Raw genomic sequence first — 26,999 nt, 5'->3', positions numbered from 1 at the left:
TTAGGCGGAAGCGTGCCGCCCAATCCCTTCAAACGCGCGCTGATCGCGCAGGTCCGCTCGGTCTTCAACGATTCCGCGAAGGGCGAGAAGCCCGTCGTGCGCCAGCCCGACGGGCTGTTCGGGCCGCAATCGGTGTGCTGGCGCGTGCATGGCGATGTGGTGACGATGATGGTCGGCGGCGTATCGGCGCTCCTGCTCCAGATGCTACACCCGGCGGTGCTGGCCGGCGTGTGGGACCATTCGGCATTCCGGCAGGACATGCTCGGGCGGCTGCGGCGCACTGCGCGCTTTATCGCGGTGACGGGATATGATTCGCGTGAAGCGGCGGAGGCTGCGATCCAGAAAGTACGCGAAGTGCATCTGCGGGTGCGGGGATTCCTTCCCGACGGCACGCCCTATGCCGCCAACGATCCACGGCTGCTCGCATGGGTCCATGTGACCGAAGCGGTCTGCTTCCTCGATGCGTGGATCCGCTATGCCGAGCCCCGCATGCCCTTGGCCGATCAGGACCGCTATTTCGCCGAGTTTGCTATCATTGCGGAGGCATTGGGCGCCGATCCGGTGCCGCGCAGCCGCGCCGAAGCCGAGGCGCTGATCCAGGAGATGCGGGCGGAACTGGTGGCGGACGCCCGCACCCGCGAAGTCGCCCGCCTAGTGCTCGCCCAGCCCGCGCCGAGCCTCTCGGTCAAGCCCTTCCAGGCGATGATCTTCCAGGCCGCGGTCGATCTGCTCCCGGCATGGGCGCGCGAGATGCACGCGCTTTCGGGGCCAGGCATCGCCATGCCGGTGGTGCGTACAGGAACTGCGGGAATCGCCAGCGCCTTCCGCTGGGCGTTCCGCTAAACGTCCAGGTTCGCCACGCTCAGCGCATTCTCCTGGATGAACTCGCGGCGCGGCTCGACGACGTCGCCCATCAGCCGCGTGAAGATTTCGTCCGCCACATCGGCCTGATCGACCGCGACGACGAGCATCGAGCGGTTCTGCGGATCGAGAGTGGTTTCCCAGAGCTGCTCGGCATTCATCTCGCCCAGGCCCTTGTAGCGCTGGATCGCCAAGCCCTTGCGCCCGAACGCCAGGATCGCGTCGAGCAACTGGCTGGGGCGCGAGACCAGGGTCTCGCCCTTGGCCGCAATCACCGGCTCGTCACTCTCCTCCGCGCCTTCCACGGCCGCGGCGGCGGTTTCCGCATCGGCGGCAGCGCTCGACTTGGTCGAGATCAGCCGCGACGGCAGCAGATAGGCCGGAGCTTGCTCCACCGCCAGCGCATGCAGCTTGCGCGCCTCGGCCGAAACAAGGAAACCCGCCTCGACGATGTGGTGGTCGGTCACACCGCGCCAGCGCCGCTCGAAATGATAGCCGCCATCCTCGGTGACCCGGGCCGACCAGCGCGCTTCGGTATCCGCAGCGTCGAGCCGGGTGACGACGGTCTTCAGGCTCTCGGTCCGCGCCTCGCGCGTCGCATTGGGATCAAGCCCACCGCCCAAAGCGAGCACTTCGATGATGTCGGCCGAATAGCGGCGCGGCACATAGCGCATCAATGTGCGCGTGCGCCTGGCATGCTCGACCAGGCCGCGAAGATCGGCACCGCTGCGCTGGCTGCCCTGCGTGTCTAGGATCGTGCCGCTTACCCCCGCATCGACCAGATATTGATCGAGCGCCGCATCGTCCTTGAGATAGACTTCGGAACGGCCTTTGGTGGCCTTATAGAGCGGCGGCTGGGCGATATAGAGGTGCCCGCCGGTGATGATTTCGGGCATCTGGCGGTAGAAGAAAGTCAGCAGCAGCGTGCGGATATGCGCGCCGTCCACGTCTGCGTCGGTCATGATGACGATCTTGTGGTAGCGCAATTTCTCCAGGTTGAAATCGTCGCGGCCGATGCCCGTGCCCATCGCCTGGATGAGCGTCCCGATTTCGCGCGACGAAAGCATCCGGTCGAAGCGCGCACGCTCGACATTGAGGATCTTGCCGCGAAGGGGGAGGATCGCCTGGAAATGGCGGTCGCGGCCCTGCTTGGCGGAGCCGCCGGCGGAATCGCCCTCTACAAGGAACAGCTCGGATTTCGCGGGATCGCGCTCCTGGCAATCGGCGAGCTTGCCGGGCAACGAGGCGATATCCATCACGCCCTTGCGCCGGGTAAGCTCGCGCGCCTTCTTGGCGGCCTCGCGTGCGGCGGCGGCGTCGATCACCTTGCCGATGATCGCGCGGGCGTGGCCCGGATTTTCCTCCAGCCATTCGGCCATCTTGTCCGCCATCAGGCTTTCGAGCGGCTGGCGCACTTCGGACGAGACGAGCTTGTCCTTGGTCTGCGAGCTGAACTTGGGATCGGGCAGCTTGACCGAGACGATCGCAGTCAGTCCCTCGCGCATGTCGTCACCGGTCAGGGTGACCTTCTCCTTCTTCAGCATCCCCGATTTGTCGGCATAATTGTTGAGCGTGCGAGTCAGCGCCGCGCGGAAAGCGGCCAGGTGCGTGCCGCCGTCGCGCTGGGGGATGTTATTGGTGAAGCAGAGGACGTTTTCGTAATAGGAATCATTCCATTCGAGCGCGACGTCGATCGTCACGTCGTCGCGCGTGCCCGAGATCGCCACCGGATCGGGCATCAGCGCCACCTTGTTGCGATCCAGATATTTGACGAACGCGGCGATTCCACCTTCGTAATAGAGTTCGACTTCCTTGATCTCCTCGTGCCGCGCATCGCGCAGGAACAGGCGCACGCCCGAGTTCAGAAAGGCCAGTTCGCGATAGCGATGCTCGAGCTTTTCGAAATCATAGTCGGTGATCTTGAAAGTCGCGGGGCTGGCGAAGAAAGTGACCTTGGTCCCCTTCTTGCTCTTCCCTTCGGCATCCACGGCCGGCCCGATCACCTTGAGCGGAGCCACCGCATCGCCGAATGCGAAGCGCATGTAATGCTCCTCGCCGTCGCGCCAGATGTTGAGGTCGAGCCATTCCGAAAGCGCGTTGACCACCGATACGCCGACGCCGTGGAGGCCGCCCGAAACCTTGTATGCATTGTCGTCGCTGGTGTTCTCGAATTTGCCCCCCGCATGGAGCTGAGTCATAATGACTTCGGCTGCAGACACGCCTTCCTCGCTATGGATTCCGGTCGGAATCCCGCGGCCATTATCCTCGACCGACACCGACCCGTCGGCGTTGAGCGTGATCAGGATGCGATCGCAATGCCCCGCCAGCGCCTCGTCGATCGCATTGTCCGAAACCTCGAACACCATGTGATGAAGCCCCGATCCGTCATCGGTGTCGCCGATATACATTCCGGGCCGCTTGCGCACCGCGTCGAGGCCCTTGAGCACCTTGATCGAGTCGGCGCCATAGGCGTTCGCATTGGGGAGATTTTCGGGGGTCGCATCGTCGGTATTTGCCATGCCTAGCATATAGGAATTGTGCGCCGCAGAGGGAAGCGAAATGGGATCAGGCCGAAGCTCGATTAGCCGCTGCGTCGAGCACTTCACGATGCTGGCGGTAATAAGCGATCAGCCGAGCGCAGGCGGCGAACGCCTGGCGAACGCGTGGCATGGCTTCCTCGGGTGATTCGCCCGGTTGAAAGGGTGGCACATCCAGCCGGATTGCAGCTGAACCAGTGGTCTGGTGAACCGTCATATCCTGGTCGAGGATGGAAGCAACGAGCGGGTGGAAGCGATATGCCGTGGTCGCGCTGAAGGTTAGGTCCATTTGGCCTCGATCCGCCTTCACCGAGATATAGATGCGCCTCGGACTCGTCGGCATGTCGCGTGGACGGAAATTGATCCAAGACGATCCCTTGGTGACCTTGAGCGGCTTCATTTCCAGGATCGGAAACTCGCGGCTGGCGAGCCGATATGCCGCATGCCAAAAGGCTTCGGTGGCCGGATCGATCTCGCGCTTCCAGTTGTTGGCGCGTCGCTTCGCTGCAGTCTCCAGGAATTCGGCGCGATAGGTAGCACGAGGATCCTCCCTCCGGCGGAGGAAGCCGGCTATGTCTTCGAACGCGACCGCAGCGTCGAAATCCCCCGCGCCCGATACGGTATCGAGATAATTTCGCGGGGCGCACAGGATCAGCCGATAGGTCGCGCACGCCCCCGACGCGATTTCCCGTGCCGCCCGCAGCCGATAGCGCGCGGCCTGCTCATGCTGCAGCGGGGCATCTACCTTGTCCTCGATCATCAATGCGAGACGCGTGCCGTCAACCGCTTCGTACAGCGCGATGAGATCGGATTCGCCGAGGTTGTCGGCCTTTGAAACGAAGACATCCGCGATCCGGCCAACGGGTCCCGCAATTCCCGCAGCCGACCACAGCCAAGCCGCGAAATGCGGGTTCACCATCAGTTCCTCAGCAAGCAGCAGATCGACGTCCCTCTCATATTTCCGCTCGACCGCCATCCTTGCCTCCCGCCTTATCGCATACCATTCGCGAGCATCTGTCCGTTCGCGACTTCGTAGCGTGTCGCCTCGCCCGGCACCGCGTCGAACAATTCGGACTCGGTGCCCGTCATCCACACCTGACCCGCGCCCGCCAGCCGCTCGAACAAGGCCGCGCGGCGGCCGGGATCCAAATGCGCGGCAACTTCGTCGAGGAGCAGGATCGGCGCGCGGCCAATGCGTTCGGCGACCAACTCGGCATGGGCGAGGACGAGTCCCAGCAGCAGCGCCTTTTGCTCGCCGGTCGAGCATAGGTGCGCGGGCTGCGCCTTGCCGAGATGGGTGACCACCAGGTCGGCGCGATGCGGCCCGGCCAGTGCGCGGCCGGCGGCGGCGTCGCGGCGGCGGCCTCCGGCCAGTTCGTGCGCCAGTTGCACGGCATCGCCCTGCCACCCCTGAAGCGAGAGCCCGGCGCGGGCGAACACGCCATCGGGCTGCCCGGCCAGCCGCGCATCGAGCAGCGTCACCGCTTCGCGCCGCGCCGCATCGATCGCCGCGCCATGCTCGGCCATCCGCACTTCCAGCGCCGCGAGCCAATCGGGATCGGCGGGCGCGTCGGCGGCGAGCAGCCGGTTGCGCTGGCGCATCGCGGCCTCGTAGCGCGTCGCGTGATGCGCGTGGCCGGGCGCGAGCGCCAGGCTGAGCCGGTCGAGGAAGCGGCGGCGCTCGCCCGGCCCCTCGACGAAGAGCCGGTCCATCGCCGGGGTGAGCCACAGCACCGTCACCCATTCGGCCAGCGCCGCCGCGGCGGCGGGCGCGCCGTTGACGCGCACGAGCCGGCGATCGGGCGCGTCAGGCTGCGTGCCGGTGCCGATATTGACTGCCGCTCCCAGCTCCGCCGCCACGCCGAAGTCGCCCCCGCCGCCCTGCCGCGCCATTTCGGAAAGCGCGGCCCGCCGGAGGCCCCGGCCGGGGGCCAGCAGCGAGACGGCTTCGAGCACATTTGTCTTCCCCGCGCCATTCTCGCCGGTGAGCACCACGAAGCCCCCGCCCGGCGCAATCACGGCATCGGCATGATTGCGGAAATCGGTTAGGACGAGACGCGTCACGGTCATTGCGACGCTAGTAGCGCAGCCCCTTGCCGCCGGACAGCGCTTCGAGGATGATGCGCGAAAGGGGAGGCCGCGAATGATCCGTTTGTGTCTTGCCGCCGTGCTGATGCTCGCCGCATGCAGTCCGGCCAAGCCCGAAGACATGACCGCGCATTATGCCCGCGAAGGGCAAGGCGCGCTGGTGGTGATGGCCGCCGCCAGTGGCGATGCGCGCGCATCGGCGGGCGACACGCTCTTCCTGCGCAAGGGCGACCGGGAATATGTCGTGCTCAAGGACAATGCCGGCAGCTTCGCCGCGACAGTGGACGATGCGCTGGCGGTGTTCGGCGAGGACAAGAGCGGCGCGCTGGCGGGTCCACGCGCGCAGCCAGATTATGCGCTGACCGAAGCCGGATCGGAGACCGTCGCCGGCGTGAAGGGCGCCGTCTGGAAGGGGCATCCGCGCGAGGTCCCCTCGCTCAAGTCGTTCGATGGCGTCGTCAGCACCAATCCCGCGCTCGTCCCGCTGGGCCGCGCCCTCGCGCTCCAAACTCGCTTCACGGTCATGCGAAACAGCGCGATCGCGGGAGGGCCCGGCAAATTCGAAAAAGCGATGCTCGATCTGTTCGCCAAGGGGGCGGTGCTGCGCTTCAACCAGGTGCTGAAGCTCGAACGAATCGACAAGGCCCCGATCCCCGCCGCAATGTTCGCCCTGCCGCAGCCGCTTCTCGGCCGTGATGCCCTTCGTGCCCGTCTCAGCCAGCCGTCAAAGGAATGATCATGCGCTTGCCGATCCTCGCCGCCCTACTCGCGTTGCTTCCCATGCCGGCGCTCGCCGACGTGACCGCGCGCTATTCGGCGGGCAAGACCGAGCTCGTCGTCGAATCCGATGATGGCGGGAATGCCCGGATCACGGTCGCGGGAAAGTTCGGCATCATCCGCCGGGATGGCAGCGATTATGTGGTGGTGACGACGCCGACCGGCGAAACCAAGGTCGCCGCGCTTGCCGAACTGCTCGCCATGATGAGCGGCGCGATGACGGCCAGAACGAAATCCGCCGCCCCCTCCGGCCTGGCGATCGAGAAGTTCGTGCTGCTGGCGAAGGGCGAGGCGACCGTCGGCGAGCGTAAGGGATCGCTGTGGAGCTTCGGGCCGGACAAGGAGCAGGACGGCAGGCCCGGGAAAATGCTGGACGTCGTGATCAGCGCGGACCCTGCTCTTGCGCCGATCGCCGCGGTCTTTCGCCGCACGCTCGAATCGCTGCTGCCGGTGTTGGGCGCGGTAATCCCGGAAGCGTCCGGCTTCGCGCCCAAGGCGCTCGAGCTTATCGGCAAGGGCGCGCCGTTGAGGATCGACAAATTGGTCGAGCTTCAGTCGGTCGCGACTACGGAGATCGACCCCAAGCGCTTCGATCTGCCCGCACCGGTGATCACTGCGATGGAGTTCCTGTCAGCGATGAGCCCCGGCGAAACCGGCGAAGGCTTCCTGCCGCTCCCCTGAGGCTTCAAATGCCCTTCAGCCCCGCCGCGGCCAGACTCGCTTGGGCGATGCGGTATTTGACCGGCTCGGCGATGTTGAGCCGGCGGCGCACCTGATCGAGCGGCTCGGCGAGCAGCGTCTCGTAATCCTCGCCGTGGAGCCAGGCGGCCCGCTTGCCACGGGCATAGCCTTCCATCACGGCCTTGAAGAAGTCGAGGCTGCCGGTCACGCGGATGCTCTTCAGGGCCGCTCCCAGGCCGATGAACGCCCAGCCGAGCCCGCCCGTCTGCGCATAGGAAAAGGCCACCAGGCATGCTTCGCCCAGATGCTCGTCGGCCTTGTAACCCGTGATGACGTGCCACAGATCGTGGATGTCGCGCTCGCGGCGACCCATCCAGGTATAGGGATGATCGACCTGTACATTGGCGAATTCGGTCATGCTCACCTCGACCAGGCCGTCGGCCGAATAGCCGGTGCTGTCGAGGAAGCCGCGATAGGCCGCGCCCACGGTGCCCGTCGCGAAGCTGTCGATCCAGGCGCGGTCGGTCAGCCGCTCGGCCAGCTCGACGCGCTTATAGGCGATCGCGCCGCCCGCCGGGCTGCTCAGCAGCCTGCGATAATTGCGCTGCGTCACGTCGCCGTTCAACGCGCGCATGATGCGGAAGACCTGTTCGGTATCGTCGCCATTCGCCAGCAGCCGGCGCAGCGCCGATAGCGCGGTGCCCCATTCGCGCTTCAACGGAACGCCAGGATTATAGGGTGCAGGTGCGGGTTGCGTGGCCATGCGACTCACATAGCGCTACTTACATCGATGTCAATAGTGAGACCTTGTCGAGATCACACCCGCATCGGCATCAGCACATAGAGCGCGGGCGAGGCGTCGTTCTCGCGGATCAGCGTCGGCGCGGCGGCGTCGGCTAGATGGACTTCGACGAGATCGCCTTCGATCTGCGCCAGGATGTCCATCAGATAGCGGCTGTTGAAGCCGATCTCGAAACTCGAGGCGGCATATTCGCCGGGCACTTCCTCGGCCGCAGCGCCGTTTTCGGGGCTGGTGACCGACAGGATCACCTTGTCGCGGTCGAGCGCCATCTTGACCGCGCGGGTCTTTTCGGTGGCGATGGTGGAGACGCGATCGACGCCTTCCATCAGGCTCTTGGGATCGATCCGCAGGATCTTGTCGTTGCCCGTGGGGATCACGCGGCTGTAATCGGGAAACGTGCCGTCGATCAGCTTGGAGGTCAGGATCGCCTGGCCCATGTCGAAGCGGATCTTGGAGGCCGAGAGCGAGACGCCCACGGAGCCATCTACTTCGTCGAGCAGCTTGCGCAGCTCGGCCACGCACTTCCGCGGGATGATGATGTCGGGCATCGACTCGGCGCCATCGGGACGCGGCACGGTGACGCGGGCGAGGCGGTGGCCGTCGGTCGCGGCCGCACGCAGCATCGGCGTCGCCTCGTCGGCGACGTGCAGGAAGATGCCGTTCAGATAATAGCGCGTCTCTTCGGTCGAGATCGCGAAGCGCGTCTTGTCGATGATCTGCTTGAGCGTTTCGGCGGGCAACTCGAACGCGGTCGGCAGCTCGCCCTCGGCGATCATCGGGAAATCGTCGCGCGGCAGCGTCGCCAGCGTGAACTTGGCGCGCCCGGCATTGACCGTGATGCGGCCCTCGGCTGCGCTCAGCTCGACTTGCGAACCCTCGGGCAGCTTGCGAACGATGTCGAACAAGGTGTGCGCGCTGATCGTCGTAGCCCCGGGCTGATCGACCGCGGCGGAGATCGTCTCGTCGATCTGCAGGTCCAGATCGGTGGCCATCAGGCGAAGCGCGCCCGAAGCCTGCGCCTCGATCAGCACGTTGGACAGGATCGGGATCGTGTTGCGCCGCTCGACCACCGACTGGACGTGGCTGAGGCCCCTCAACAGAGTTGCGCGTTCGATCGTCGCCTTCATCTTGAAACCCCCGGGGCAGACCTGCCCGAATCCACCTGCAGGTGGGCCTAGATTTGGGGTATATCCTTAACGGCAAAAAGGGCCGGAGCAAGCGCCCCGGCCCTTCCTTCAACAGCTAAATTGCCGTCTTTTCCGCGCTCAGAAGCGGAAACCGACGCCCGCCACGATCTGATGGCGGTCGGTATCCACTTCGAACCTGTCGACATTGGCGCCGTTGCTCAGCTGGAAGTCCGCGTCGGTATAGTTCGAGTAGCGATATTCCACCTTGGCATAGGTATTGCGCCCGATCGAGCGCTCGACACCCGCGCCCAATCGCCAGCCTTCGAGCTGGAAATTGTTCTCGGTCTCCGTCGCGCCGTTATCGACGAGCACGTTCAGGCGCGAATTGGTGTATCCGCCCTTCGCATAGATCATCGTGCTCGGGCTTGTCATGAAGCCCAGGCGCGCGCCGGCATAGATGTCGCGGCCCGTGCTCACCTGCCCATAGCCGAAGAAGTTCGGGTCGGTGCTGTTGGTCCGGGTTTTGCCGGTCGTGTCGTTGATCTCCGCCTCCACGCCGAGCACGACGCCGCCTAGGGGAATGTCATAGCCCGCTTCCACGCCGTAAAGTGCGCCTTCGATGCTTTGATCGTCGCCATCGACGTCAGAATCGGCGGTGCTGCCGGGACGAATCACGTCGTACCCGCCGATCACACCCGCGCGGAAGCCGCTGGGGGCCGCGTCCTGCGCGAAGGCTGGGGCGGCGAGTGCCGACGAAGCCACGAGGGCGGCGGCAATTAACTTGGTACGCATTACTGACTCCTTGGGTAAGCAACTGGCCCGCCTGGCTGCGGGGCCCGGGAGTGAATGAGCATGCTGGACCCATGTTTCATGAACCTCGGACAACAAGGAAATGCGTTGCTTTCCCGTCACAGGGGCTTGAAACAGCCGCGATGGATTCCAAGCCCGCGGCACCGCACGATCCCTCCCGGCGACAGGGCCGCGATTTCATCGCGCGCCACGGCGAGACCGTTTTCAACTTCGCTAGAAGAATGCAGGGGCATCATCCGCACACGCCGCTGACTCGTGCCGGATTCGCGCAAGCCGATGCGATGGGTGCGGCGCTGCGGGAAATCCTGGGTCCCCGCCCGAAGTTGACCCTGTGGTCGTCGAGCGCGGGCCGCGCGCTGCAGACGCTCGCGGTGATCGCCGAGCATCTCGAACTCGATTGGCATCAGGCGCGGCATGACGATCGGCTGGTGGAGATCGGCATGGGCGAATGGAGCGGACGCTATTATGCCGATCTGGCGAGCGAGGCGAACGGCTTCCTCGATATCGCGAACGGACTTTACACGCGGCGGCCGCCGGGCGGCGAATGGTATGACGAGATCGCCGTGCGCGTCTCGTCCTGGCTCGCGGACACCGACGCGGAACCGGGTGACCGGCTGGTGATCATGCATGGCATGTCGAGCCGCATCCTGCGCGGCGTGATGACGGGCCGCGATGTGATGCCGCAATTCGATGCGCCGGTGGCGCCCGATCTGCCCCAGGGATCGGTGGTGCTGATCGAGAAGGGCGTCGAGACCGTCGTGCACACCGGCACCGGCAGGGATTCCGCGCCGGCATGATCGCGCTCGCGCTGATCCTTGCCCTGCTCCCCCGCGACGTTCTGGGAACCTATGACGGCTGGGGCGCCTTTCGCGATGCTTCGCCACTGCGCTGCTATGCGATCGCCAAGCCGGTGGAGAAACATGCCGGCGCGCAGCCCTTCGCCAGCATCGCCACCTGGCCGCGTGACGGCGTGCGAAACCAGCTCCACATCCGTCTCAGCCGCCCGCGCGCGGCCAATGCGCGCGTCACGCTGTCGATCGGCGAGCGCCGCTTCGAGTTGAAGGCGGGGGACGCCGATGCCTGGGCGCCCGACGCCCGCACCGACGCGGCGGTCGTGGTCGCCATCCGCTCGGGCCGCAGCATGAGCCTGGAGACCATCGCCGCCAACGGGGCGCCCTTCGCCGATACCTATGCGCTCAAGGGCGCAGCCACCGCGATCGACGCGGCGGTGCTGGGCTGCGCAGGGACCCGGCCTTAGGCTGTATCGACATTCAGCGGGCAAGCTAGTTCCCCCTCGCCCCCTGCAAGGGGGAGAGGGTTGTGCAGACTAAGACCGCGCTTCTTCAGCGCGGTCTTAGTCGGAGTTGGGTGGGGGAGTGTGGCCGCACTTGCGGACACTCGGCGCTGCGCGCCGATCTACTACCCCTCACCCAACCTCCGCTAGGCAGCAGGCTGCCAAGCTGCGGTAACCCTCTCCCTATCAAGGGGAGAGGGAAAGAAGGGACGGCATCTGAATGCCGATACAACCCAGGTGCGTTTTTTAGCTGGGTTCGCTCTCCGCTTCGCCCTGAGCTTATCGAAGGGTCGCCATCCGCAAGCGCATGCAAGGAGGGATCAGACTAATGCGGCCTAACCAAACAGAAAGCTCCGCTACGCGAAAAACCCGCTCTATCCTGGTGGAAGAACGGGCTGACGCGCTTCTTCAGCTGTGGCGTTTTAGGCGGCGGTCTTTTCGGTCGAGGCCTTGCGGACGTCACGCTTCAGGCGGCGCGCGCGCAGCGACAGATCGTCATCGCTGGTCTTGAGCAGCCAATTGTCGAGGCCGCCGACATGCTCCACCGAGCGCAGCCCGTGCGTGGAGACGCGCAGGCGCACGCTCTTGGCCAGCGCATCGCTGATCAGCGTCACATTCTGCAGGTTGGGCAGAAAGGTGCGCTTGGTCTTGTTATTGGCGTGGGAAACGTTGTTCCCCACCTGCCGGCCCTTGCCGGTCAGCTCGCAAATGCGCGACATCGCTTTAAATCCTGGTTCTTGGCAGTTGCCGGAAAGGCCGCGCCGATACCCGCTATGGGACGGTGCGTCAACCGATTCGCCCAAGGAAAGCCTTGTGCAGAAGCAACCCCCGTGGTTGATATGCGTTAATTACGCAAGCGATTCAATTTTGGGGAGAATGACGATGCGTGGACTATTGGTATTGATCGGTCTGATCGCAATCGCCGCCGTGGTGCTCATGTCGATGGGCATGCTCAAGATCACGCAATCGACCACGGGCTCGATGCCCAGCATCGCCTTCGACATGAAGGGCGGCAAGCTGCCCTCGATTCAAGCTGAAACGGGAAGCGTCGGGATCGGATCGACGAACACGACCGTTCAGATGCCCACGGTTGAGATGAAGAACACCACAGTGACCTTGCCGACGATCGAAGTGAAGCAGGCCCCGGGCGCCGGCCCGACGCCTGCGGCCAAATAACATGGTGTCCCCGGGGCGCATCGCGGCGGCGGCATTGCTGCCTCCGCTGGGCGTCTACCTGGCACGCGGCCCGGGGCGCGATTTCCTGATTGCATGCGGGCTGACCGTGCTGGCGTTCCTCCCTGGCATGGCCTTCGCGCTGTGGACGGTGCTGCGAACTGAACCTGCCATTCCGGCGACGGCCTAGGTCTTTTGCCGAGTTGGTGTAAGGCCACCCAATGTTCCCGTTACCTGAACCGATGCGCGCTGCGCTTGATGAGGCCCAGGCAGCCGCTGAATTTGGCGAGGTGCCCGTCGGTGCGGCAATTGTGCATAACGGTCAGATTCTTGTGACCGCCGGCAACGCCCCCCGCATGCTCCATGATCCGACCGCCCATGCCGAGATACTGGCGATCCGCGAGGCCGCGCGGCAACTCGGCCGAGACCGGCTCGAAGATTGCGACCTGTGGGTCACGCTTGAGCCCTGCGCGATGTGCGCGGGCGCGATTGCGCACGCCCGAATCGCCCGGCTTTATTATGGCGCGAGCGATCCCAAGGGCGGTGCGGTCGAGCATGGCGGCCGCTTCTTCACGCAACCGACCTGCCACCACCGCCCGGAAACCTATTCCGGCATCGGTGAGGAAGAAGCCGCCGCGCTGCTCCGCGATTTCTTCCGCGAGCGTCGCGGCTGAGCGCGTTTGCAACACAGGATTTTCGTCGCTTTGATCGGGGGTGGCCGGGTCGTATGTGTCCCCGGCCGGCCCCGATGCTGCTTGAAGTTGCTGCAGACGGATCGACCGCGCGGAAGCGTTCTTGGCATAACCTTTCGCCCCAAATCGGCGCTGCATCACGCGGCAGTTGTTAAGCGCGGCGCAGTGCGGATATGAGGGCGCCACACCATGGACGCCCCTTTTCCCTGGATCGATGTCGCGATCATCTTCGTGCTGATCACCATAAACGGTGTCTTCGCAATGTCGGAGCTCGCCATTGTGTCGGCGCGTCCGGCGCGGATGGAGGCGCTGGCGCGCACCGGCAAGCGCGGGGCGAAGACCGCGATGCTGCTTGCGTCGGACCCCGGTAAGTTCCTCTCGACTGTCCAGATCGGCATTACGCTGATCGGCATCGTCGCGGGCGCCTATTCGGGATCGAGCCTGGGCGTGCCGGTCGCGAGGCGCCTCGAATGGATGGGCCTCGCGCCTGAAACCGCCGATACGGTGGGTTTCACGATCGTCATCGCGCTGACGACCTATGCGTCGCTGATCGTCGGCGAGCTGGTGCCCAAGCAATTTGCCCTGCGCTCGCCCGAGCCGATCGCCGCGGTGATGGCCATTCCGATGCTGTGGCTGAGCCGGATCACCGCGCCGATCGTCTGGCTCCTCGATCAGTCGAGCGCGCTGATCTTTCGGCTGATCGGCCTCAAGCGCGAATCCGAAAACCGCGTCACGGTCGAGGAACTTCACCTGATCGTCGCCGAGGCCAGCAAATCGGGCGTGATCGAAGAACATGAGCGGTCGATCATCTCCGGCGTCGTCCGGCTCGCGGATCGCCCGGTGCGCGAAGTGATGACTCCGCGCACCGAAGTCGATTGGCTCGATGTCGATCTGGACGGTGACGGGATCCGTGAGGCGCTGCTCGCCACGCCGCACACCCGGCTGCCCGTGGCCGAGGGATCGGTGGATGCGGTGATCGGCGTCGTTCAGTCGCGCGACATCGCCGCGGCGCTGTTTCGCGGCGAGCCCCTTAACCTGCGTACGCTGATGCGCGTCGCCCCGGTATTGCCCGATCAGGTCGATGCGATGGATGCGCTGGGGGCGCTCCGCCGCGCCGAAGTGCCGATGGGGCTGGTCCATGACGAATATGGGCATTTCGAGGGGATCGTGACCCCGGCCAATCTGCTTGCGGCCATCGCGGGCGATTTCGTCTCGGATGCCGATCCCGGCGACAATCCCAATGTCATCGTGCGCGACGATGGTTCGATGCTGGTCTCGGGCCAGATGCCCGCCGATGCGCTGGCCGAGCGGCTTGGGCTCGATCTGCCCGAGGACCGCGATTACGCGACCGTGGCCGGCTTGGCGCTGGCGGTGCTCAAGCATCTCCCCCACGAAGGCGAGCGCTTCACCGAGCAGGGCTGGCGCTTCGAGATCGTCGACATGGACGGCCGCAAGATCGACAAATTATTGGTCAGCCGCCCGGTCAAGCGCGAAGACTAGAGCCTTCCGAAAACGGCTTCGAACCCGGCAATGTCGCCGTTCGACAGATAGCCTGCCTGCTCGATCCAGCGGTCGCGGTGGATGCGGCCCTGGAAATCGCCAAGCTTGGCGTCGAGCGCGTCCGCGTCCTCGGGGGTCAGCGCCGCGAGCTGCGCGAAGCTGGTGATTCCGACGCTGTTCAGCCGGTCGGCCAAGCGCGGGCCGACGCCCTTCAGGCGGGTGAGATCGTCAGGCGTCGCGGGCGCGGCAAGGGGCTCCGGCTCAGGGGAGGGGATGGCCGCCGCGATCGACGCAGGCGAAGCATCAAGCGGGCCAGCGGCCGCGATAGGCTCATCGGCGAAGGGTGCCGGCTCGGGCGCTTCGTCGGGAATATAAAGGGATGTCGGCTCTGGTTCGGGCTCGAGCTCGGGCACGGATGGGACTTCGGCCTCAGGCTCCACGATAACTGGCGCCGGCGCCAGTTCGGGCGCAGGCTCCGGCTTACGTTCCGGCGCGATCTCGCTCACCGGGGGCAAGAGTGGCGCGATTGGTTGTTCGGCGATCGGCGGCGGCGAGGTGACCGGCGGCGGCGTGATCGGCCGCGTAACCGGAACTTCCTCCTGATAGACCGGCTCGAAGATTTCCTCGTCGCGCGGCCGGCCGCGGAACAGCCGGCTGAGCAGCCAGAGCAGCAACAGCGCGACGACGACGCCCGCGCCGATCTGGACGGCGGGCTCGCGCGCCCAGGGCGGCGCATCGGCCAAAAGCTGCTGGATCTGGTCGTTCATGCGCGCCCTCCCGACGCTAGGCAGTTGCCTGGTCTCGCATCTGCATAGCGCCGGGTCGCGGGGAGCAACACCCTATTCGCGAAGCCTAATCCCGCGGGGCGCGTGCCGGTTGTCCCGATTCGGCCAGCCGGACCAGTCGCACGAACTCGCTGCGCCAATAATTGCCGGACGCAGGCGCCAGCGCACCGATCTGGGAATAGCCGAAGCCGTTGAGATATTTGTCGCCGCGAAGCTTCTGGCCGAACGCCGCCACCGCAGTGACGAACGCCATGTCGCCGTGCGGCGCTCTGGCATCGCGGAGCAGCCGCGCGGCGACGGGCCGCTCGATGAGCCTGGACGTGTCCTGTCCCGGCAATTTGTAGCGCAACTTGACGAAGCCGAGTTCGCCGCCACCGGCATTGGGCGGGGCCATAGCCGATTTGCGATTGTCCGGGTAACGCCGCTCCGGCACCCAGCCCGCGCCGCCAACCGGCACGATCTCGTAGAGCGCGGTCACCTGGTGCCCGGCCCCGATATCACCCGCATCGACTGTGTCGTTGGCGAAATCCTCCTCGGCCAACGCGCGGTTCTCATATCCGATCAGCCGATACTGCTTCACCTGCGCCGGGTTGAACTCGACCTGGACCTTCACGTCCTTCGCGATCGTCAACAGCGTGGCGGAAAGCTCGTCCTCCAGCACTTTCTGCGCTTCCATCGCGCTGTCGATATAGGAATAGTTTCCGTTCCCCGCGTCGGCCACCTGCTCCATCATTGCTTCGTTGTAATTGCCCGCGCCGAAGCCGAGCGTGGTCAGCGTGATGCCGCTGTCGCGCTCCCGCTTGACCATGTCGATCAGCGCCTTGTCGTCGCTGACACCGACGTTGAAGTCGCCATCAGTCGCCATCAGGATGCGGTTGACCCCGCCCTGGATATAGTTCGCGCGAGCGAGCGAATAGGCCATCTTCATTGCCGCGCCGCCCGCGGTTGAGCCCTCCGCGTAAAGGCAATCGAGCGCCTGGCGGATGAAATGCTTGTTCGATGTCGGTTCGAGCACAGTCGAGACCGTTCCCGAATAAGCGACGATCGAGACGCGGTCCCTTGGGCCGATCCGGTCGGCGAGCATCGAAAGCGATTTTTTGACCAGCGGCAGCTTGGAATCCTCGTCCATCGAGCCCGAGACGTCGACCAGGAAGACGAGATTGGCCGGCGGCCTTCCCTGCGCATCCACGTCATGGGCGCGCAGCCCGATCCGCATCAGCCGCGTGTCCGGATTCCATGGCGTTGTCGAAACCTCGATGGTGACGCCGAACGGGGCTTCGCGCGCATTGGGGCGAGCATAATCGTAGCGGAAATAGTTGATCAGCTCTTCGGTGCGCACCGCCTCGCCCGGAACATTGCGCCCCTCGGTCAGCATCCGCCGGACATTGGCGTAGGCCCCCGTATCGACATCGACCGAGAAGGTGGAAACCGGCTGGTCGGTAGTCGACAGGATCGAAGCGACCGGCTTGCCGGCATAGCGCTCGCTGTTTTCGGCTGAGCCATATTCCGGCGTCGCTCGCCGCCGCAGCGCCGAGCCGGTGACAGGAACGCCGGCCGCCTGGGTCCCCATCGGCGCGGGCGCTACCATCATGGCAGGCGGTGGGGCCGGGGCCGGGGCCACTACCGGCGGCGGGGCCATGGGAACTGCCTGAGACCCCCATGATCGCCCGCGCCGTTCCTCGCGCTCACGCGGCGCGCAGCGCACGGGCGAGCGGCTGTCCTGGCTCAACCCGAGAGGTGCGGACGGCGGCGGCAACGGCGCGGCGGACGTGAGCAAGAGAGCGGAACAAGCGGGCAGCAAGCGGGAACGCGACATAAGATTCTCCCCTAACGCTCCTGGATTGTCACGAAGCCGTGATGTCTCCCGAGTGAACGAGATGATATCTTATATCATATAAAAGGTCAAGGCGTGCTGGCTGCGCATGATCTTCAAAGCTTTTCTCTCAGGATCTCGCGCCAGCCGATGTCGCGGCGAAAGAATCCGGTGGGGAAGTCGATCGCGTCCGCCGCCTGATATGCTATGGCCTGGGCTTCGTGCACGCTCGCGCCGGATGCAGTAACGTTGAGTACGCGCCCGCCGCTCGCCACCAGCGTATCGCCTTCCATCCGCGTGCCTGCCTGGAACACGCGAGCGCCGGTCGTCTCGGCCGCGTGGATCCCGCGTATCGCGCCGCCGCTCTGCGGCGTGCCGGGATAGCCGCTCGCCGCCATCACAATCGTCAGCGCGCTTTCGCACGAGAAACGCGGCGCATCGCGACCAGCCAGTCGCCCCCGCTCGGTCGCCACCATCAGCTCGAGCAGGTCCTCCTCGAGCCGCATCATCAGCACCTGGCATTCGGGATCACCGAAGCGCGCATTATATTCGATCAGCTTGGGGCCGTCGGCGGTGAGCATCAGCCCTGCATAGAGCACCCCCGAATAAGGCGAGCCCATCCGCGCCATCGCCTCCACCGTCGGGCGCACGATCGTCTCGATCGCCAGCGCTTCGAGTTCCGGAGTTAGGACCGGGGCAGGGCTGTATGCGCCCATGCCCCCCGTATTCGGCCCGACATCGCCGTCGCCGACGCGCTTGTGATCCTGCGCCGATCCGAAGGGCAGGATGGCCTCGCCATCGGTGAGCACGAACAGGCTGGCTTCCTCGCCCTCCAGGAACTCCTCGATCACCACGCTGGCGCCGGCTTCCTCGAAGATCGCCGCGATGGCTTCCTCAGCCTCCAGCCGCGACATCGCGACGGTCACGCCCTTGCCCGCGGCGAGCCCGTCCGCCTTGATCACGACCGGCACGCCGAAATCGTCGAGCGCAACGAACGCCCCGTCGCGCGATTGCGCGCGTGAGAATGCGGCGGTGGGGATGTTCTCGCGCGCGCAAAGCTCCTTGGTGAAGCCCTTCGATCCTTCAAGCCGTGCCGCGGCCTTGTTCGGACCGAACACCAGGATTCCCATCGTCCTCAAATTGTCGCCCAGCCCCGCGACCAGCGGCGCCTCGGGCCCGATCACTACAAAGGAGACTGAATGGCGCAGGCAGAAATCGATGATCGATCGGTGATCGCTGATTGGAATATCGGCCAGCTCGGCATATTCAGCGATTCCCGGATTCCCTGGGGCCACCCATAGCTTTGCGAGCGCCGGCGATTGCGCCAGCTTCCATGCGAGCGCATGTTCACGGCCTCCCGACCCCAGCAACAGGACGTTCATGGCCGACCCCTTTTTCGACGAAAGCGTTTCTGAGAATGGACTCGGGCGGCTCGTAGCCGAGGAGGCGCCCGGCGACAACGCAAGCCCGATGAGCGTGAGCGAGCTTTCGTCGAAGCTCAAGCGGATGGTCGAGGGCGAGTTCGGCCATGTCCGGCTGCGGGGCGAGATCTCCGGGTGGAAGCGGGCCGCGTCCGGCCACGCCTATCTGTGCCTGAAGGATGCCGATGCCGTGATCGATGGGGTGATCTGGCGCGGAGCCGCGTCGATGCTGCCGTTCAGTCCGCAGGATGGACTGGAAGTGGTCGCGACCGGCAAGCTCACTACGTATCCAGGCCGCTCCAAATACCAGATCGTGATCGAGCGAATGGAGCTGGCGGGCGAAGGTGCCCTGATGGCTTTGTTCGAGAAATTGAAGGCGAACCTTGCCGCCGAAGGGTTGTTCGACGCGGCCCGCAAGAAGCCGCTGCCCTATATGCCGCGCACGATCGGCGTAGTGACTTCGCCCACGGGAGCCGTGATTCGCGATATCCTCCACCGGCTCGGGGATCGCTTCCCCACGCATGTCATCGTCTGGCCGGTGAAGGTGCAAGGGGAGGGCGCTGCGGCGGAAGTCGCCGCGGCGATCCGGGGCTTCGATGCCCTGCCCGCGGAAGGAGCGATCCGGCGGCCCGATCTGCTGATCGTCGCGCGGGGCGGTGGTTCGATCGAGGACCTCTGGGCTTTCAACGAGGAAGCCGTGGTGCGCGCGATCGCGGCCTGCTCAATCCCGCTCATTTCGGCGGTGGGCCATGAGACCGACACCAGCCTCGCCGATTTCGCCGCCGATCTGCGCGCCCCGACGCCGACTGCGGCCGCCGAAATGGCGGTTCCCGTCCGCGCCGAAGTCGCGAGCAACATCGCCAGCCTGGCGCTGCGCACCGAGCGCTGCGCGCGGCGCTATCATGAGCGGGCGTGCGAGCGGCTGACCGCATTGGTCCGCGTGCTGCCGCGCCGCGACGCCCTGCTCGGGCCGCAGCGGCAGAAGATGGACGATCTGGGCGGGCGGCTGGATCGCGCGCTCGAGCGGCGCGTGACTGCGGCGCGCGGCCAGCTCGATCGCTCGGCCGGTGCGCTGCGCCCCGCGATGCTGGGCCAGCGCCTGGAGGCCGCGCGCCAGCGGCTTGAAGCCGCCGCGCGGCACCTCGAACTGGTCGATCCCGACAAATTGCTGGAGCGCGGCTATGTGAGGGTCGGCGCGAAAGCGAGCGGTAAGGTCGTCATGACCGTTGCCGACGCGCGTGCCGCGGGCGCCATTACGCTGCAGTTCAGGGACGGCACGGTAGACGCCAGGGTTGAGCGGCCCGGCGGCAAAACCTATGCTGCGAGCCCCAGCCAGCCAAGCCTGTTGTAAGGGCGGGAGACAAGCATGTTGATGTCGAACACTGCACGGCCCGCGCGCCTATATTATATGGCCAATGGTTTCCGCATGCTTTCGCCGGGCGACCATGTGATCTGCGCAGTGAGCGGCGAGCGGATCGCACTCGATGCGCTGCGCTATTGGAGCGTGGCCCGGCAACAGCCTTATGCCAGCGCGGGAATCGCCAGTCGGGCGATTTGCAGCTGATGGGGCTGGCGGCGCGCCTTCCCGCGGCCGCGGCCGCCTGGATGCTGCTCGGCACCTGTGTCCAACTCCCGGCGGCGGGCGCTGCGAATACCCCAGCGCCGGGCGCTTTATTGCCCGCGCCCCAGGTCGATCCGGCGCTTCGCTTCTCCTTTCAGGGGCCGATGATCCAGGGCGGGGCAGTGATCGGCACTGCGCCGAAGGCCGCGACCTTGCTGACGCTCGACGGCGCTTCGGTGCCGATAGCCCGGGATGGGCGCTTCCTGATCGCGTTCGATCGCGATCACGGCCCTTCCACCACTTTGGTTGCGACATTGGAGGATGGCCGCCAAATTCGCCGCACCCTGCGCATTGCGCCGCGGGCCTGGGACATTTCGCGGCTAAGCACGCTCCCCAAATATCCAGTCCCGCGCCCGGAATTCGAGCGGCTCCGCCCGGCCGAACTCGCCCGGATCAACGCCGCGCGCCGCATGCAGACCGACGCGGCGGGCTGGCGCCAGACCATGCTCTGGCCCGTGGTGGGGCGCATCTCGACGCTGTTCGGTTCCCAGCGCATCTATGCGGGGGAGCCCGGCTCCTACCATACGGGCATTGACGTCGCGCGGCCGACCGGGACGCCGGTGCTGGCCCCGGCCGATGGCGTGGTCATTCTGGCTGCGGCCAAGCCCTTCACCCTGGAGGGCAATCTGCTGATGATAGATCACGGCGCGGGGCTCAACAGCGCCTTCATGCATCTATCGCGCATCAATGTGCGAGTCGGCGAGCATGTCCGCAGGGGCCAGCCGCTTGGCGCTGTTGGGATGACAGGCCGCGCCACGGGACCGCATCTGCATTGGAGCCTGAAGTGGCGCGAAGCGCGGATAGACCCGCTTCTGCTCGCCGGCCCCATGCCGGTTGCGGAATGATCTCAAGCACTCCTCGCGGCGCAACATAAACGAACGTTCCAAGCCGCTGGGACGCAACAAAATGCGCGGCAATGTGTCATTTTAGATACAGGTTTCCCAAAAGCGGGCGCAGCAATCTGAATGCATGCTTTACACCGACCGGCTCCATCTTCATCGAGCTAGCCAAGCTTTGCCCAAGGTGCGTGCTGCGCATTCGGGCCAAGCGGGGAGACACCCCGGCCGGGGGCACAATGCAATACGGCCGGCACCAAGCGAGGGAAGTCCATGAGAAAGACCCAGATCACCAGCGGCCTGCGCGGGGGCACTGCCCTGTCCGCGCTCGTCCTTGCCGGCGCCCTGTTCGCCGCACCTGCGTTCGCGCAGACCACGACTCAGTCGGGCGCACTTGAGAACAAGCCCGCGCCCGCGATGCCTTCGAGCGCCGCTACGACCGACCAGGATACCGACGAAGGTGAGACCATCGTCGTCACCGGTTCGCTGTTCAGCACGACCGCCAATGCGACTCCGTCGCCTGTCACGGTCGTGACGGCCGAGAACCTCGAGCAGCGCGGCATCAATACTGTGCAGGATGCGATCCAGCAGCTGGCTTCGAACAATGGCCCCGCGCTGACCAACTCGTTCACCGCGAACGGCGCATTCGCCGGCGGCGCCTCGGGCGTTTCGCTGCGCGGCCTCTCGACCAACTCCACCCTGGTGCTGTTCGACGGCCTGCGCGCGACCTACTATCCGCTCGCGGATGACGGCACGCGCAACTTCGTCGATCTGAACACCATTCCCGACGACATCGTCGAGCGCATCGAAGTGCTGCGCGACGGCGCTTCGTCGACCTACGGCGCAGACGCGATCGCGGGCGTGGTGAACATCATCACGAAGCGCGAATATAAGGGCGTTGGCGGCACGGCGAGCTTCGGCATTTCGGAGCGCGGCGACGCGGCGACCAAGCGCTTCAGCCTCACGGCGGGTCAGGGCGATCTCGATGAGGACGGCTACAACGCCTATCTCAGCGGTTTCTACTACAAGAGCGACATCCTTTATAACCGTGATCGTCCGTTCCCGTACAACACCGACGATCTGCGCAATCTCTGCTATGACTCGGGCGATGGCACCGGCGTGCATTGCGGTCCGAACAATGTGGTCGGCGGCGTCAACGGCACGTCGATCGTTCAGCCGCAGACCGCTGCGAACCTGCTGGTCGCACCGGGTAGTGCTACCACCGGCGCCCGCCTCGGCGCTTACCAGGACCTCGGCGCCTTTTCGGCGAGCTGCCCGGGTGGGGGCACGCGCTACACGCTGACTGCAGCCCAGCAAGCGGCCAATGTGGCCTCGCCGCCGAGCGTGTGTCAGTACGACTTCACCAACCTATATGGCGTCATTCAGCCGAATATCGAGCGCTTCGGCGTCTCCGGCCGCGTGACCGCCAAGCTTGGCGACACCACGGAAGCCTATTTCGAAGCCAATTTCCTGCAGAGCGAAGTTGACTATACCGGCTTCCCGGCCACGATCCGCGGCACCGCCAACACCGGCATCTTCTTCCCGCAGTTCAGCACTTCGACTGCGGCGGGTGCGGTCGCTCCGGGATCGGGCATCCTGGCCCTCCCGGTCTATGTCTGTCCCACCGGCGTGCCTTCGGCCACCGGACGCGCTACCGGGTGCACCGCGGCAAACGGTGTGCTCAACCCCAACAACCCGTTCGCCGCCGCGGGCAACGTCGCGCTCATCGTCGGCCGTTTCCAGGGCGAGGTTACCCAGAACGCAACGCGCAGCCGCACATATCGTGCTGCTTCCGGCATAACGGGCAACATCAGCGACACGATCAGCTTCAATGTCGGCGCGCTTGCGATGCACACCGATCTGCGCCGTAAGCAGAACGGTTATTTCTACATCGACAACATGCTGACGGCGATCGCTCGTGGCACGTATAACTTCGTAAATCCGGCGGCAAACACGCAAGCGCAGCGTGACTTCGTGATGCCGCAGAACGTGAAGGATAACAGCTCGGATCAGTTCCAGCTCCAGGCAAGTCTGGCCGCTGATCTGTTCGAGCTGCCGGGCGGCACGCTCAAGCTGGGCGGCGGTGTCTCGGTTCGCTACGAAGCGGTCGATTCTCCCAGCGGCAACACCGATCAGTTCGGTCCGACGCAGCGTTACTTCACGCTGAATGCATTCGGTACGCAGGGCAATCGCACGATCAAGTCGGCTTTCGCCGAAGTCGACGCGCCGATCACGACCTTCGCAAGCGTCAATGCCTCGGGCCGTTACGACGACTATTCGAGCGGGCAGAGCGCCTTCTCGCCCAAGGTCGGCATCAAGCTCACCCCGGTCCGCCAGCTGGTCGTTCGTGGCACTTACTCGCGCGGCTTCCGTATCCCGGCATTCGGCGAGGCTAATGCGCTTCCGACGACCGGGTTCGTGCTGAACTCGGGCAGTGCACTGGGCAACACCTTCCTCGCGCAGTACACTGTCCCCGGCAACGCAGTGGGCGCTTGCAACGTCGCCAACTTCTCGACGGCGGCTTGCGATCCCTATGTCCGCGGTTCCTACGGTCAGACCACCCTGGCCAGCCCGAACCTCGAGCCGGAAAAGTCGCGCAGCTTCACCGCTGGCCTCGTCTTCGAGCCGATGCGCGGAGTTGCGTTCACGGTTGATTACTACAACATCAAGAAGACTGGCGCGATCACCTCGCTCTCGAACGCGCCGGCGCTCGCCGCCTACTACGCCAACCAGCCAATCCCGGCCGGTTATACCGTTATCGCTGATGCACCCTCAGTGAACTTCCCCGCTGCCCGTCCGCGCGTTGCGTTCGTTCAGTCGGCGCTGATCAACGCCAACACCATCCGCTCGGAAGGTATCGACGCGTCGGTTGAAGTGGAGTTCGATGTTACGGACAGCTTCAAGATCCGGACTTCAGCTGAAGCAAGCTACATCATCGATCTGTCCACGACGTTCCCGGACGGCACGACGGAGAGCTATGAAGGCACCAGCGGCAACTACAATCTGACTGCCGGTTCGGGTACGCCCGAATGGCATGGTAGCTGGCTGACGACCTTCGACTTCGGCGACTTCGAACTGAACGGCACGGTCAACTACTTCGGCGGGTACAACCTGTCCGCGGAAGATCAGACTGGTCCGGGCACTTCGGGCGATTGCAGCCTTGGCGCTCCGTTCGCTCCGTGCGATATCCCTGCATACATCACCGGCGACGTGGTTGCTCGCTTCCGCGTGAACGACCAGTTCACCTTCTCGCTGACGGTGCTGAACGTGCTCGACAAGCTACCGCCGGTTGAAGTCGCGACCTACGGTGCGCATCTCTACAACCCGGTCCAGGGTGGCAACGGCATTCTCGGCCGTTACTTCCGCGCCGGTGTCCGTGTCGGCTTCTAAGTCCGAACGCAGGCAAAAAATTGGGGCGGCTCGCAAGAGCCGCCCCTTTTTTGTGCTGAAGAGATCAAGGCGCGGAGAGCCCGAGCCTTTGCCGGTTCAAGAGACCGCGAGCTTCAATGCGCCATCGCCTTCATCGACCTTGAGCGTCGCTCCATCCTTCACCTCGCCCCGCAGGATCAAATCCGCCAGCGGGTCCTGCAGATAGCGCTGCACAGCGCGCTTGAGGGGCCTTGCTCCGTAGACGGGATCGTAGCCGACCCGTCCCAGCCACGCCCGGGCCGCGTCCGTAAGCTGGATGCTTACCTTGCGATCCGCCAGCAGCTTGCGAAGTCGGTCGATCTGGATATCGACGATCGGCGCCATGTGGTCCGCCGCGAGCCGATGGAACAGGATGATCTCGTCCAGCCGGTTGAGGAATTCGGGCCGAAAATGCGCCCGCACGATATCCATCACTTGCGGCTCGACGCTTTCGGTCGTCTCGCCCTCGCCGAGATTGGCCAGATACTGGCTGCCCAGGTTCGAAGTCAGGATGATGATGGTGTTCGAGAAATCGACCGTGCGGCCCTGCCCATCGGTCAGGCGCCCATCATCGAGCACCTGGAGCAATATGTTGAACACATCGCCATGCGCCTTTTCGACTTCATCGAAGAGCACGACCTGATAGGGCCGCCGCCGGACCGCTTCGGTGAGCACGCCGCCTTCCTCATATCCAACGTAGCCGGGGGGCGCGCCGATAAGGCGGGCAACGGCATGTTTTTCCATGAATTCGCTCATGTCGATGCGGACCATCGCGGATGAGTCGTCGAACAGGAATTCGGCAAGCGCCTTGGTCAATTCAGTCTTGCCGACTCCGGTGGGCCCCAGGAACAGGAACGAGCCGAGCGGACGATTGGGATCTTGCAGCCCGGCACGCGAGCGGCGCACGGCGGTCGCCACGGCCTTCACTGCATCGGCCTGGCCGATCACGCGCTTGCCGATGGCTTCCTCCATATGGATCAACTTCTCGCGCTCGCCTTCGAGCATCCGTTCCATCGGAATGCCCGTCCAGCGCGCCACCACCGCCGCGATATCGTCGGCGGTGACTTCCTCGCGCAGCATCGCGCCCCTGGTGGTGGCCTGCGCCGCTTCCAATTGCTTGGTCAGGGCAGGGATGGTCCCGTAATTGAGCTCGGCGATCTTGCCCAGATCGCCCGCGCGCTGCGCCTGCTCGACTTCGAGCCGCGCCGCTTCGAGCTGCTCCTTGAGCCGCGATTCGGCGTGAATCTTGTCCTTCTCGCCTTGCCAGCGGCCCGTCAGTTCGGCGGATTGCTGCTCCAGGTTCGCCAGTTCGGATTCCAGCGCGCCCAGCCGATCCTTCGATGCGGCGTCGGTCTCCTTCTTCAGCGCCTCGCGCTCGATCTTGAGCTGGATGATCCGCCGATCGAGATTCTCGATCTCCTCGGGCTTGCTCTCCACTTCCATGCGGATGCGGCTCGCCGCCTCGTCCATCAGGTCGATCGCCTTGTCGGGCAGGAAGCGGTCGGTGATGTAGCGGTTCGAAAGCGTCGCCGCCGCGACGATCGAACCATCGGTGATCCGCACGCCGTGATGCAGCTCGTATTTTTCCTTCAGCCCGCGCAGGATCGAGATCGTGTCGGGAACGGTCGGTTCGCCGACGAAGACGGGCTGGAAGCGCCGCTGGAGCGCCGCGTCCTTCTCGACATGCTTGCGATATTCGTCGAGCGTCGTCGCGCCGATGCAATGCAGTTCGCCGCGCGCGAGAGCGGGCTTGAGCAGATTGCCGGCGTCCATCGCGCCTTCGCTTTTTCCCGCGCCGATCAGCGTGTGCATCTCGTCGATGAACAGGATGATATGGCCTTCGCCGGCCTTCACTTCGTCGAGCACGCCCTTCAGCCGTTCCTCGAATTCGCCGCGATATTTCGCGCCCGCGATGAGCGAGCCCATGTCGAGCGACATCAGCGTGCGGTCCTTGATCCCGTCGGGCACGTCGCCATTGACGATGCGCAGCGCCAGGCCCTCGGCGATCGCGGTCTTGCCTACTCCAGGCTCGCCGATCAGCACCGGATTGTTCTTGGTGCGCCGGGCGAGGATCTGGATCGTGCGGCGGATTTCCTCGTCGCGGCCGATCACCGGATCGAGCTTGCCCGCCCGGGCGTCGGCGGTGAGGTCGCGCGCGAATTTCTTGAGCGCATCGTAACGATCCTCGGCGCCCGCAGTGTCTGCGGTCCGGCCGTTGCGCAATTTCTCGATCGCCGCGTTGAGATTGTTGGGCGTCACGCCCGCTGCGGCCAGCGCCTTGCCCGCGGGCGTAGTCGCCGCCAGCGTCAGCGCCAGCAACAGCCGCTCGACCGTGACGAAGCTGTCCCCGGCTTTCTGCGCGACCTGCTCGGCCTGGTCGAGCACGCGGACCGCATCGTTATCGAGCCCCGGCGTCTGCTGCGCGCCGCCTCCCGAAACGGCGGGCACCTTGGCCAGCGCCGCGTCGATGTCCCCCAGCGCGCGCTTCGCATCGCCGCCCGCCGCCGCGATCAGCCCGGACGCCATACCCTGCTCATCCTCGAGCAGCGCCTTGAGCAAATGCTCGGAGCCGATCCGCTGATGGCTCATCCGGATAGCAACGGTCTGCGCCGATTGGAGGAAGCCCTTGGCGCGTTCGGTAAATTTCTCGAGATTCATAGTCGTCCCTGTCAGTCTGTATCGAACAGATAGTGTTGCATTAAGGCAACACAAGGGGGGAATGCGCGAAGTCGCTAAGCTAACTGCGCTCGGGCGCGCCTCGGTGCAAATCGGC

Annotated in this window: 24 protein-coding genes; 13 read left to right on the top strand and 11 right to left on the bottom strand. The window is 65.1% G+C overall.

The annotated features are described in order from the left end of the window. The first annotated feature begins 12 nt into the window (after positions 1-12). The gene (locus VF617_RS08725; protein ID WP_331014480.1) at positions 13-843 is read left to right on the top strand and encodes an oxygenase MpaB family protein; all 831 of its coding nucleotides are present in this window, start codon (positions 13-15) and stop codon (positions 841-843) included. Here the strand turns inward: VF617_RS08725 and gyrB are convergent. The 3 genes from gyrB to recF are packed head-to-tail and all read right to left on the bottom strand — an operon-like array spanning position 840 to position 5,468. After that, positions 840-3,389 (bottom strand): DNA topoisomerase (ATP-hydrolyzing) subunit B, encoded by a 2,550-nt coding sequence (gene gyrB / locus VF617_RS08720; RefSeq protein ID WP_331014479.1) that lies wholly within the window; start codon positions 3,387-3,389, stop codon positions 840-842. The genes VF617_RS08725 and gyrB overlap by 4 nt on opposite strands. A 37-nt stretch (positions 3,390-3,426) precedes the next feature. Beyond that, positions 3,427-4,374 carry a hypothetical protein gene (locus VF617_RS08715; RefSeq protein ID WP_331014478.1) on the bottom strand — a complete coding sequence of 316 codons (948 nt, stop codon included), beginning with the start codon at positions 4,372-4,374 and terminating at the stop codon, positions 3,427-3,429. 14 nt (positions 4,375-4,388) lie between these two features. After that, positions 4,389-5,468 carry a DNA replication/repair protein RecF gene (gene recF, locus VF617_RS08710; RefSeq protein ID WP_331014477.1) on the bottom strand — a complete coding sequence of 360 codons (1,080 nt, stop codon included), beginning with the start codon at positions 5,466-5,468 and terminating at the stop codon, positions 4,389-4,391. Positions 5,469-5,541: 73 nt separating this feature from the next. Between recF and VF617_RS08705 the strand changes: the two genes are divergently transcribed. Together VF617_RS08705 and VF617_RS08700 are read left to right on the top strand one after the other, a co-directional pair. After that, the gene (locus VF617_RS08705) at positions 5,542-6,222 is read left to right on the top strand and encodes a hypothetical protein (RefSeq protein ID WP_331014476.1); all 681 of its coding nucleotides are present in this window, start codon (positions 5,542-5,544) and stop codon (positions 6,220-6,222) included. Between the two features lie 2 nt (positions 6,223-6,224). Continuing rightward, positions 6,225-6,944, top strand: a complete 720-nt coding sequence (locus VF617_RS08700) for a hypothetical protein (protein WP_331014475.1) — start codon at positions 6,225-6,227, stop codon at positions 6,942-6,944. A 4-nt stretch (positions 6,945-6,948) separates the two neighbouring features. Here the strand turns inward: VF617_RS08700 and VF617_RS08695 are convergent, their stop codons facing one another. The 3 genes from VF617_RS08695 to VF617_RS08685 all read right to left on the bottom strand — a co-directional run bounded on the left by VF617_RS08695 (position 6,949) and on the right by VF617_RS08685 (position 9,665). Further along, positions 6,949-7,707 carry a Coq4 family protein gene (locus VF617_RS08695; RefSeq protein WP_331014474.1) on the bottom strand — a complete coding sequence of 253 codons (759 nt, stop codon included), beginning with the start codon at positions 7,705-7,707 and terminating at the stop codon, positions 6,949-6,951. Between the two features lie 53 nt (positions 7,708-7,760). Beyond that, positions 7,761-8,873: a DNA polymerase III subunit beta gene (gene dnaN / locus VF617_RS08690; RefSeq protein WP_331014473.1), complete on the bottom strand. Its 1,113-nt coding sequence runs from the start codon at positions 8,871-8,873 to the stop codon at positions 7,761-7,763. 138 nt (positions 8,874-9,011) lie between these two features. Further along, positions 9,012-9,665, bottom strand: coding sequence for an outer membrane protein (locus VF617_RS08685; RefSeq protein ID WP_331014472.1), 654 nt, complete (start codon positions 9,663-9,665; stop codon positions 9,012-9,014). A 140-nt stretch (positions 9,666-9,805) separates the two neighbouring features. Between VF617_RS08685 and VF617_RS08680 the strand changes: the two genes are divergently transcribed. Next, entirely contained in the window at positions 9,806-10,480 is a 675-nt protein-coding gene (locus VF617_RS08680; RefSeq protein WP_331014471.1) for a histidine phosphatase family protein, read from the top strand. Next, positions 10,477-10,941, top strand: coding sequence for a hypothetical protein (locus tag VF617_RS08675; protein WP_331014470.1), 465 nt, complete (start codon positions 10,477-10,479; stop codon positions 10,939-10,941). The genes VF617_RS08680 and VF617_RS08675 overlap by 4 nt, the downstream gene beginning before the upstream one ends. 458 nt (positions 10,942-11,399) lie before the next feature. Here VF617_RS08675 and rpmB read toward each other — a convergent pair whose 3' ends face one another. Next, on the bottom strand, positions 11,400-11,696 hold the full coding sequence (gene rpmB, locus VF617_RS08670) for a 50S ribosomal protein L28 (protein WP_331014469.1): 297 nt from the start codon (positions 11,694-11,696) through the stop codon (positions 11,400-11,402). A gap of 163 nt (positions 11,697-11,859) precedes the next feature. Here rpmB and VF617_RS08665 point away from each other — a divergent pair, with 163 nt between their 5' ends. The 4 genes from VF617_RS08665 (at position 11,860) to VF617_RS08650 (ending at position 14,342) form a co-directional block, all read left to right on the top strand. Next, positions 11,860-12,153: a hypothetical protein gene (locus tag VF617_RS08665; RefSeq protein WP_331014468.1), complete on the top strand. Its 294-nt coding sequence runs from the start codon at positions 11,860-11,862 to the stop codon at positions 12,151-12,153. A 1-nt stretch (position 12,154) separates the two neighbouring features. Continuing rightward, a complete protein-coding gene (locus VF617_RS08660) occupies positions 12,155-12,340 on the top strand; it encodes a YqaE/Pmp3 family membrane protein (RefSeq protein ID WP_331014467.1) in 186 nt (61 codons plus the stop codon). 52 nt (positions 12,341-12,392) lie between these two features. Continuing rightward, on the top strand, positions 12,393-12,824 hold the full coding sequence (locus tag VF617_RS08655) for a nucleoside deaminase (protein ID WP_331014522.1): 432 nt from the start codon (positions 12,393-12,395) through the stop codon (positions 12,822-12,824). 207 nt (positions 12,825-13,031) lie between these two features. After that, positions 13,032-14,342, top strand: a complete 1,311-nt coding sequence (locus VF617_RS08650) for a hemolysin family protein (RefSeq protein WP_331014466.1) — start codon at positions 13,032-13,034, stop codon at positions 14,340-14,342. Here the strand turns inward: VF617_RS08650 and VF617_RS08645 are convergent. From VF617_RS08645 to purD, 3 genes are all read right to left on the bottom strand, one after another. Next, positions 14,339-15,109, bottom strand: coding sequence for a helix-hairpin-helix domain-containing protein (locus VF617_RS08645; protein ID WP_331014465.1), 771 nt, complete (start codon positions 15,107-15,109; stop codon positions 14,339-14,341). The genes VF617_RS08650 and VF617_RS08645 overlap by 4 nt on opposite strands. An 85-nt stretch (positions 15,110-15,194) precedes the next feature. Continuing rightward, entirely contained in the window at positions 15,195-16,766 is a 1,572-nt protein-coding gene (locus tag VF617_RS08640) for a VWA domain-containing protein (RefSeq protein ID WP_331014464.1), read from the bottom strand. A 290-nt stretch (positions 16,767-17,056) separates the two neighbouring features. Next, the gene (purD, locus tag VF617_RS08635; protein ID WP_331014463.1) at positions 17,057-18,322 is read right to left on the bottom strand and encodes a phosphoribosylamine--glycine ligase; all 1,266 of its coding nucleotides are present in this window, start codon (positions 18,320-18,322) and stop codon (positions 17,057-17,059) included. Here purD and xseA point away from each other — a divergent pair. From xseA to VF617_RS08615, 4 genes are all read left to right on the top strand, one after another. Next, a complete protein-coding gene (gene xseA / locus VF617_RS08630; RefSeq protein WP_331014462.1) occupies positions 18,321-19,712 on the top strand; it encodes an exodeoxyribonuclease VII large subunit in 1,392 nt (463 codons plus the stop codon). The two genes, purD and xseA, sit on opposite strands and share 2 nt — an antisense overlap. Positions 19,713-19,727: 15 nt before the next feature. Next, entirely contained in the window at positions 19,728-19,925 is a 198-nt protein-coding gene (locus VF617_RS08625; protein WP_331014461.1) for a DUF2093 domain-containing protein, read from the top strand. Next, positions 19,925-20,827 (top strand): M23 family metallopeptidase, encoded by a 903-nt coding sequence (locus tag VF617_RS08620; RefSeq protein ID WP_414713997.1) that lies wholly within the window; start codon positions 19,925-19,927, stop codon positions 20,825-20,827. The genes VF617_RS08625 and VF617_RS08620 overlap by 1 nt, the downstream gene beginning before the upstream one ends. A gap of 264 nt (positions 20,828-21,091) precedes the next feature. Beyond that, the gene (locus tag VF617_RS08615) at positions 21,092-24,208 is read left to right on the top strand and encodes a TonB-dependent receptor plug domain-containing protein (RefSeq protein ID WP_331014459.1); all 3,117 of its coding nucleotides are present in this window, start codon (positions 21,092-21,094) and stop codon (positions 24,206-24,208) included. A gap of 96 nt (positions 24,209-24,304) precedes the next feature. Here the strand turns inward: VF617_RS08615 and clpB are convergent, their stop codons facing one another. Further along, positions 24,305-26,884: an ATP-dependent chaperone ClpB gene (gene clpB, locus VF617_RS08610; protein ID WP_331014458.1), complete on the bottom strand. Its 2,580-nt coding sequence runs from the start codon at positions 26,882-26,884 to the stop codon at positions 24,305-24,307. Positions 26,885-26,999: the final 115 nt, after the last annotated feature.

Origin of the sequence: Sphingomonas sp. (genome assembly GCF_036388215.1) — a bacterium.
Classification (GTDB): domain Bacteria; phylum Pseudomonadota; class Alphaproteobacteria; order Sphingomonadales; family Sphingomonadaceae; genus Sphingomonas.
Note: the sequence above shows the minus strand (reverse complement) of the source record. Positions and strands in the feature narration are given on the sequence as shown.

What these genes read in the sequence shown, in the direction of transcription:
- gyrB (WP_331014479.1), bottom strand. Translation starts at nt 3,389, where the DNA reads ATGCTAGGCATGGCAAATACCGACGATGCGACCCCCGAAAATCTCCCC.
- VF617_RS08715 (WP_331014478.1), bottom strand. Translation starts at nt 4,374, where the DNA reads ATGGCGGTCGAGCGGAAATATGAGAGGGACGTCGATCTGCTGCTTGCT.
- recF (WP_331014477.1), bottom strand. Translation starts at nt 5,468, where the DNA reads ATGACCGTGACGCGTCTCGTCCTAACCGATTTCCGCAATCATGCCGAT.
- VF617_RS08705 (WP_331014476.1), top strand. Translation starts at nt 5,542, where the DNA reads ATGATCCGTTTGTGTCTTGCCGCCGTGCTGATGCTCGCCGCATGCAGT.
- VF617_RS08700 (WP_331014475.1), top strand. Translation starts at nt 6,225, where the DNA reads ATGCGCTTGCCGATCCTCGCCGCCCTACTCGCGTTGCTTCCCATGCCG.
- VF617_RS08695 (WP_331014474.1), bottom strand. Translation starts at nt 7,707, where the DNA reads ATGGCCACGCAACCCGCACCTGCACCCTATAATCCTGGCGTTCCGTTG.
- dnaN (WP_331014473.1), bottom strand. Translation starts at nt 8,873, where the DNA reads ATGAAGGCGACGATCGAACGCGCAACTCTGTTGAGGGGCCTCAGCCAC.
- VF617_RS08685 (WP_331014472.1), bottom strand. Translation starts at nt 9,665, where the DNA reads ATGCGTACCAAGTTAATTGCCGCCGCCCTCGTGGCTTCGTCGGCACTC.
- VF617_RS08680 (WP_331014471.1), top strand. Translation starts at nt 9,806, where the DNA reads ATGGATTCCAAGCCCGCGGCACCGCACGATCCCTCCCGGCGACAGGGC.
- VF617_RS08675 (WP_331014470.1), top strand. Translation starts at nt 10,477, where the DNA reads ATGATCGCGCTCGCGCTGATCCTTGCCCTGCTCCCCCGCGACGTTCTG.
- rpmB (WP_331014469.1), bottom strand. Translation starts at nt 11,696, where the DNA reads ATGTCGCGCATTTGCGAGCTGACCGGCAAGGGCCGGCAGGTGGGGAAC.
- VF617_RS08665 (WP_331014468.1), top strand. Translation starts at nt 11,860, where the DNA reads ATGCGTGGACTATTGGTATTGATCGGTCTGATCGCAATCGCCGCCGTG.
- VF617_RS08660 (WP_331014467.1), top strand. Translation starts at nt 12,155, where the DNA reads ATGGTGTCCCCGGGGCGCATCGCGGCGGCGGCATTGCTGCCTCCGCTG.
- VF617_RS08655 (WP_331014522.1), top strand. Translation starts at nt 12,393, where the DNA reads ATGCGCGCTGCGCTTGATGAGGCCCAGGCAGCCGCTGAATTTGGCGAG.
- VF617_RS08650 (WP_331014466.1), top strand. Translation starts at nt 13,032, where the DNA reads ATGGACGCCCCTTTTCCCTGGATCGATGTCGCGATCATCTTCGTGCTG.
- VF617_RS08645 (WP_331014465.1), bottom strand. Translation starts at nt 15,109, where the DNA reads ATGAACGACCAGATCCAGCAGCTTTTGGCCGATGCGCCGCCCTGGGCG.
- VF617_RS08640 (WP_331014464.1), bottom strand. Translation starts at nt 16,766, where the DNA reads ATGGCCCCGCCGCCGGTAGTGGCCCCGGCCCCGGCCCCACCGCCTGCC.
- xseA (WP_331014462.1), top strand. Translation starts at nt 18,321, where the DNA reads ATGGCCGACCCCTTTTTCGACGAAAGCGTTTCTGAGAATGGACTCGGG.
- purD (WP_331014463.1), bottom strand. Translation starts at nt 18,322, where the DNA reads ATGAACGTCCTGTTGCTGGGGTCGGGAGGCCGTGAACATGCGCTCGCA.
- VF617_RS08625 (WP_331014461.1), top strand. Translation starts at nt 19,728, where the DNA reads ATGTTGATGTCGAACACTGCACGGCCCGCGCGCCTATATTATATGGCC.
- VF617_RS08620 (WP_414713997.1), top strand. Translation starts at nt 19,925, where the DNA reads ATGGGGCTGGCGGCGCGCCTTCCCGCGGCCGCGGCCGCCTGGATGCTG.
- VF617_RS08615 (WP_331014459.1), top strand. Translation starts at nt 21,092, where the DNA reads ATGAGAAAGACCCAGATCACCAGCGGCCTGCGCGGGGGCACTGCCCTG.
- clpB (WP_331014458.1), bottom strand. Translation starts at nt 26,884, where the DNA reads ATGAATCTCGAGAAATTTACCGAACGCGCCAAGGGCTTCCTCCAATCG.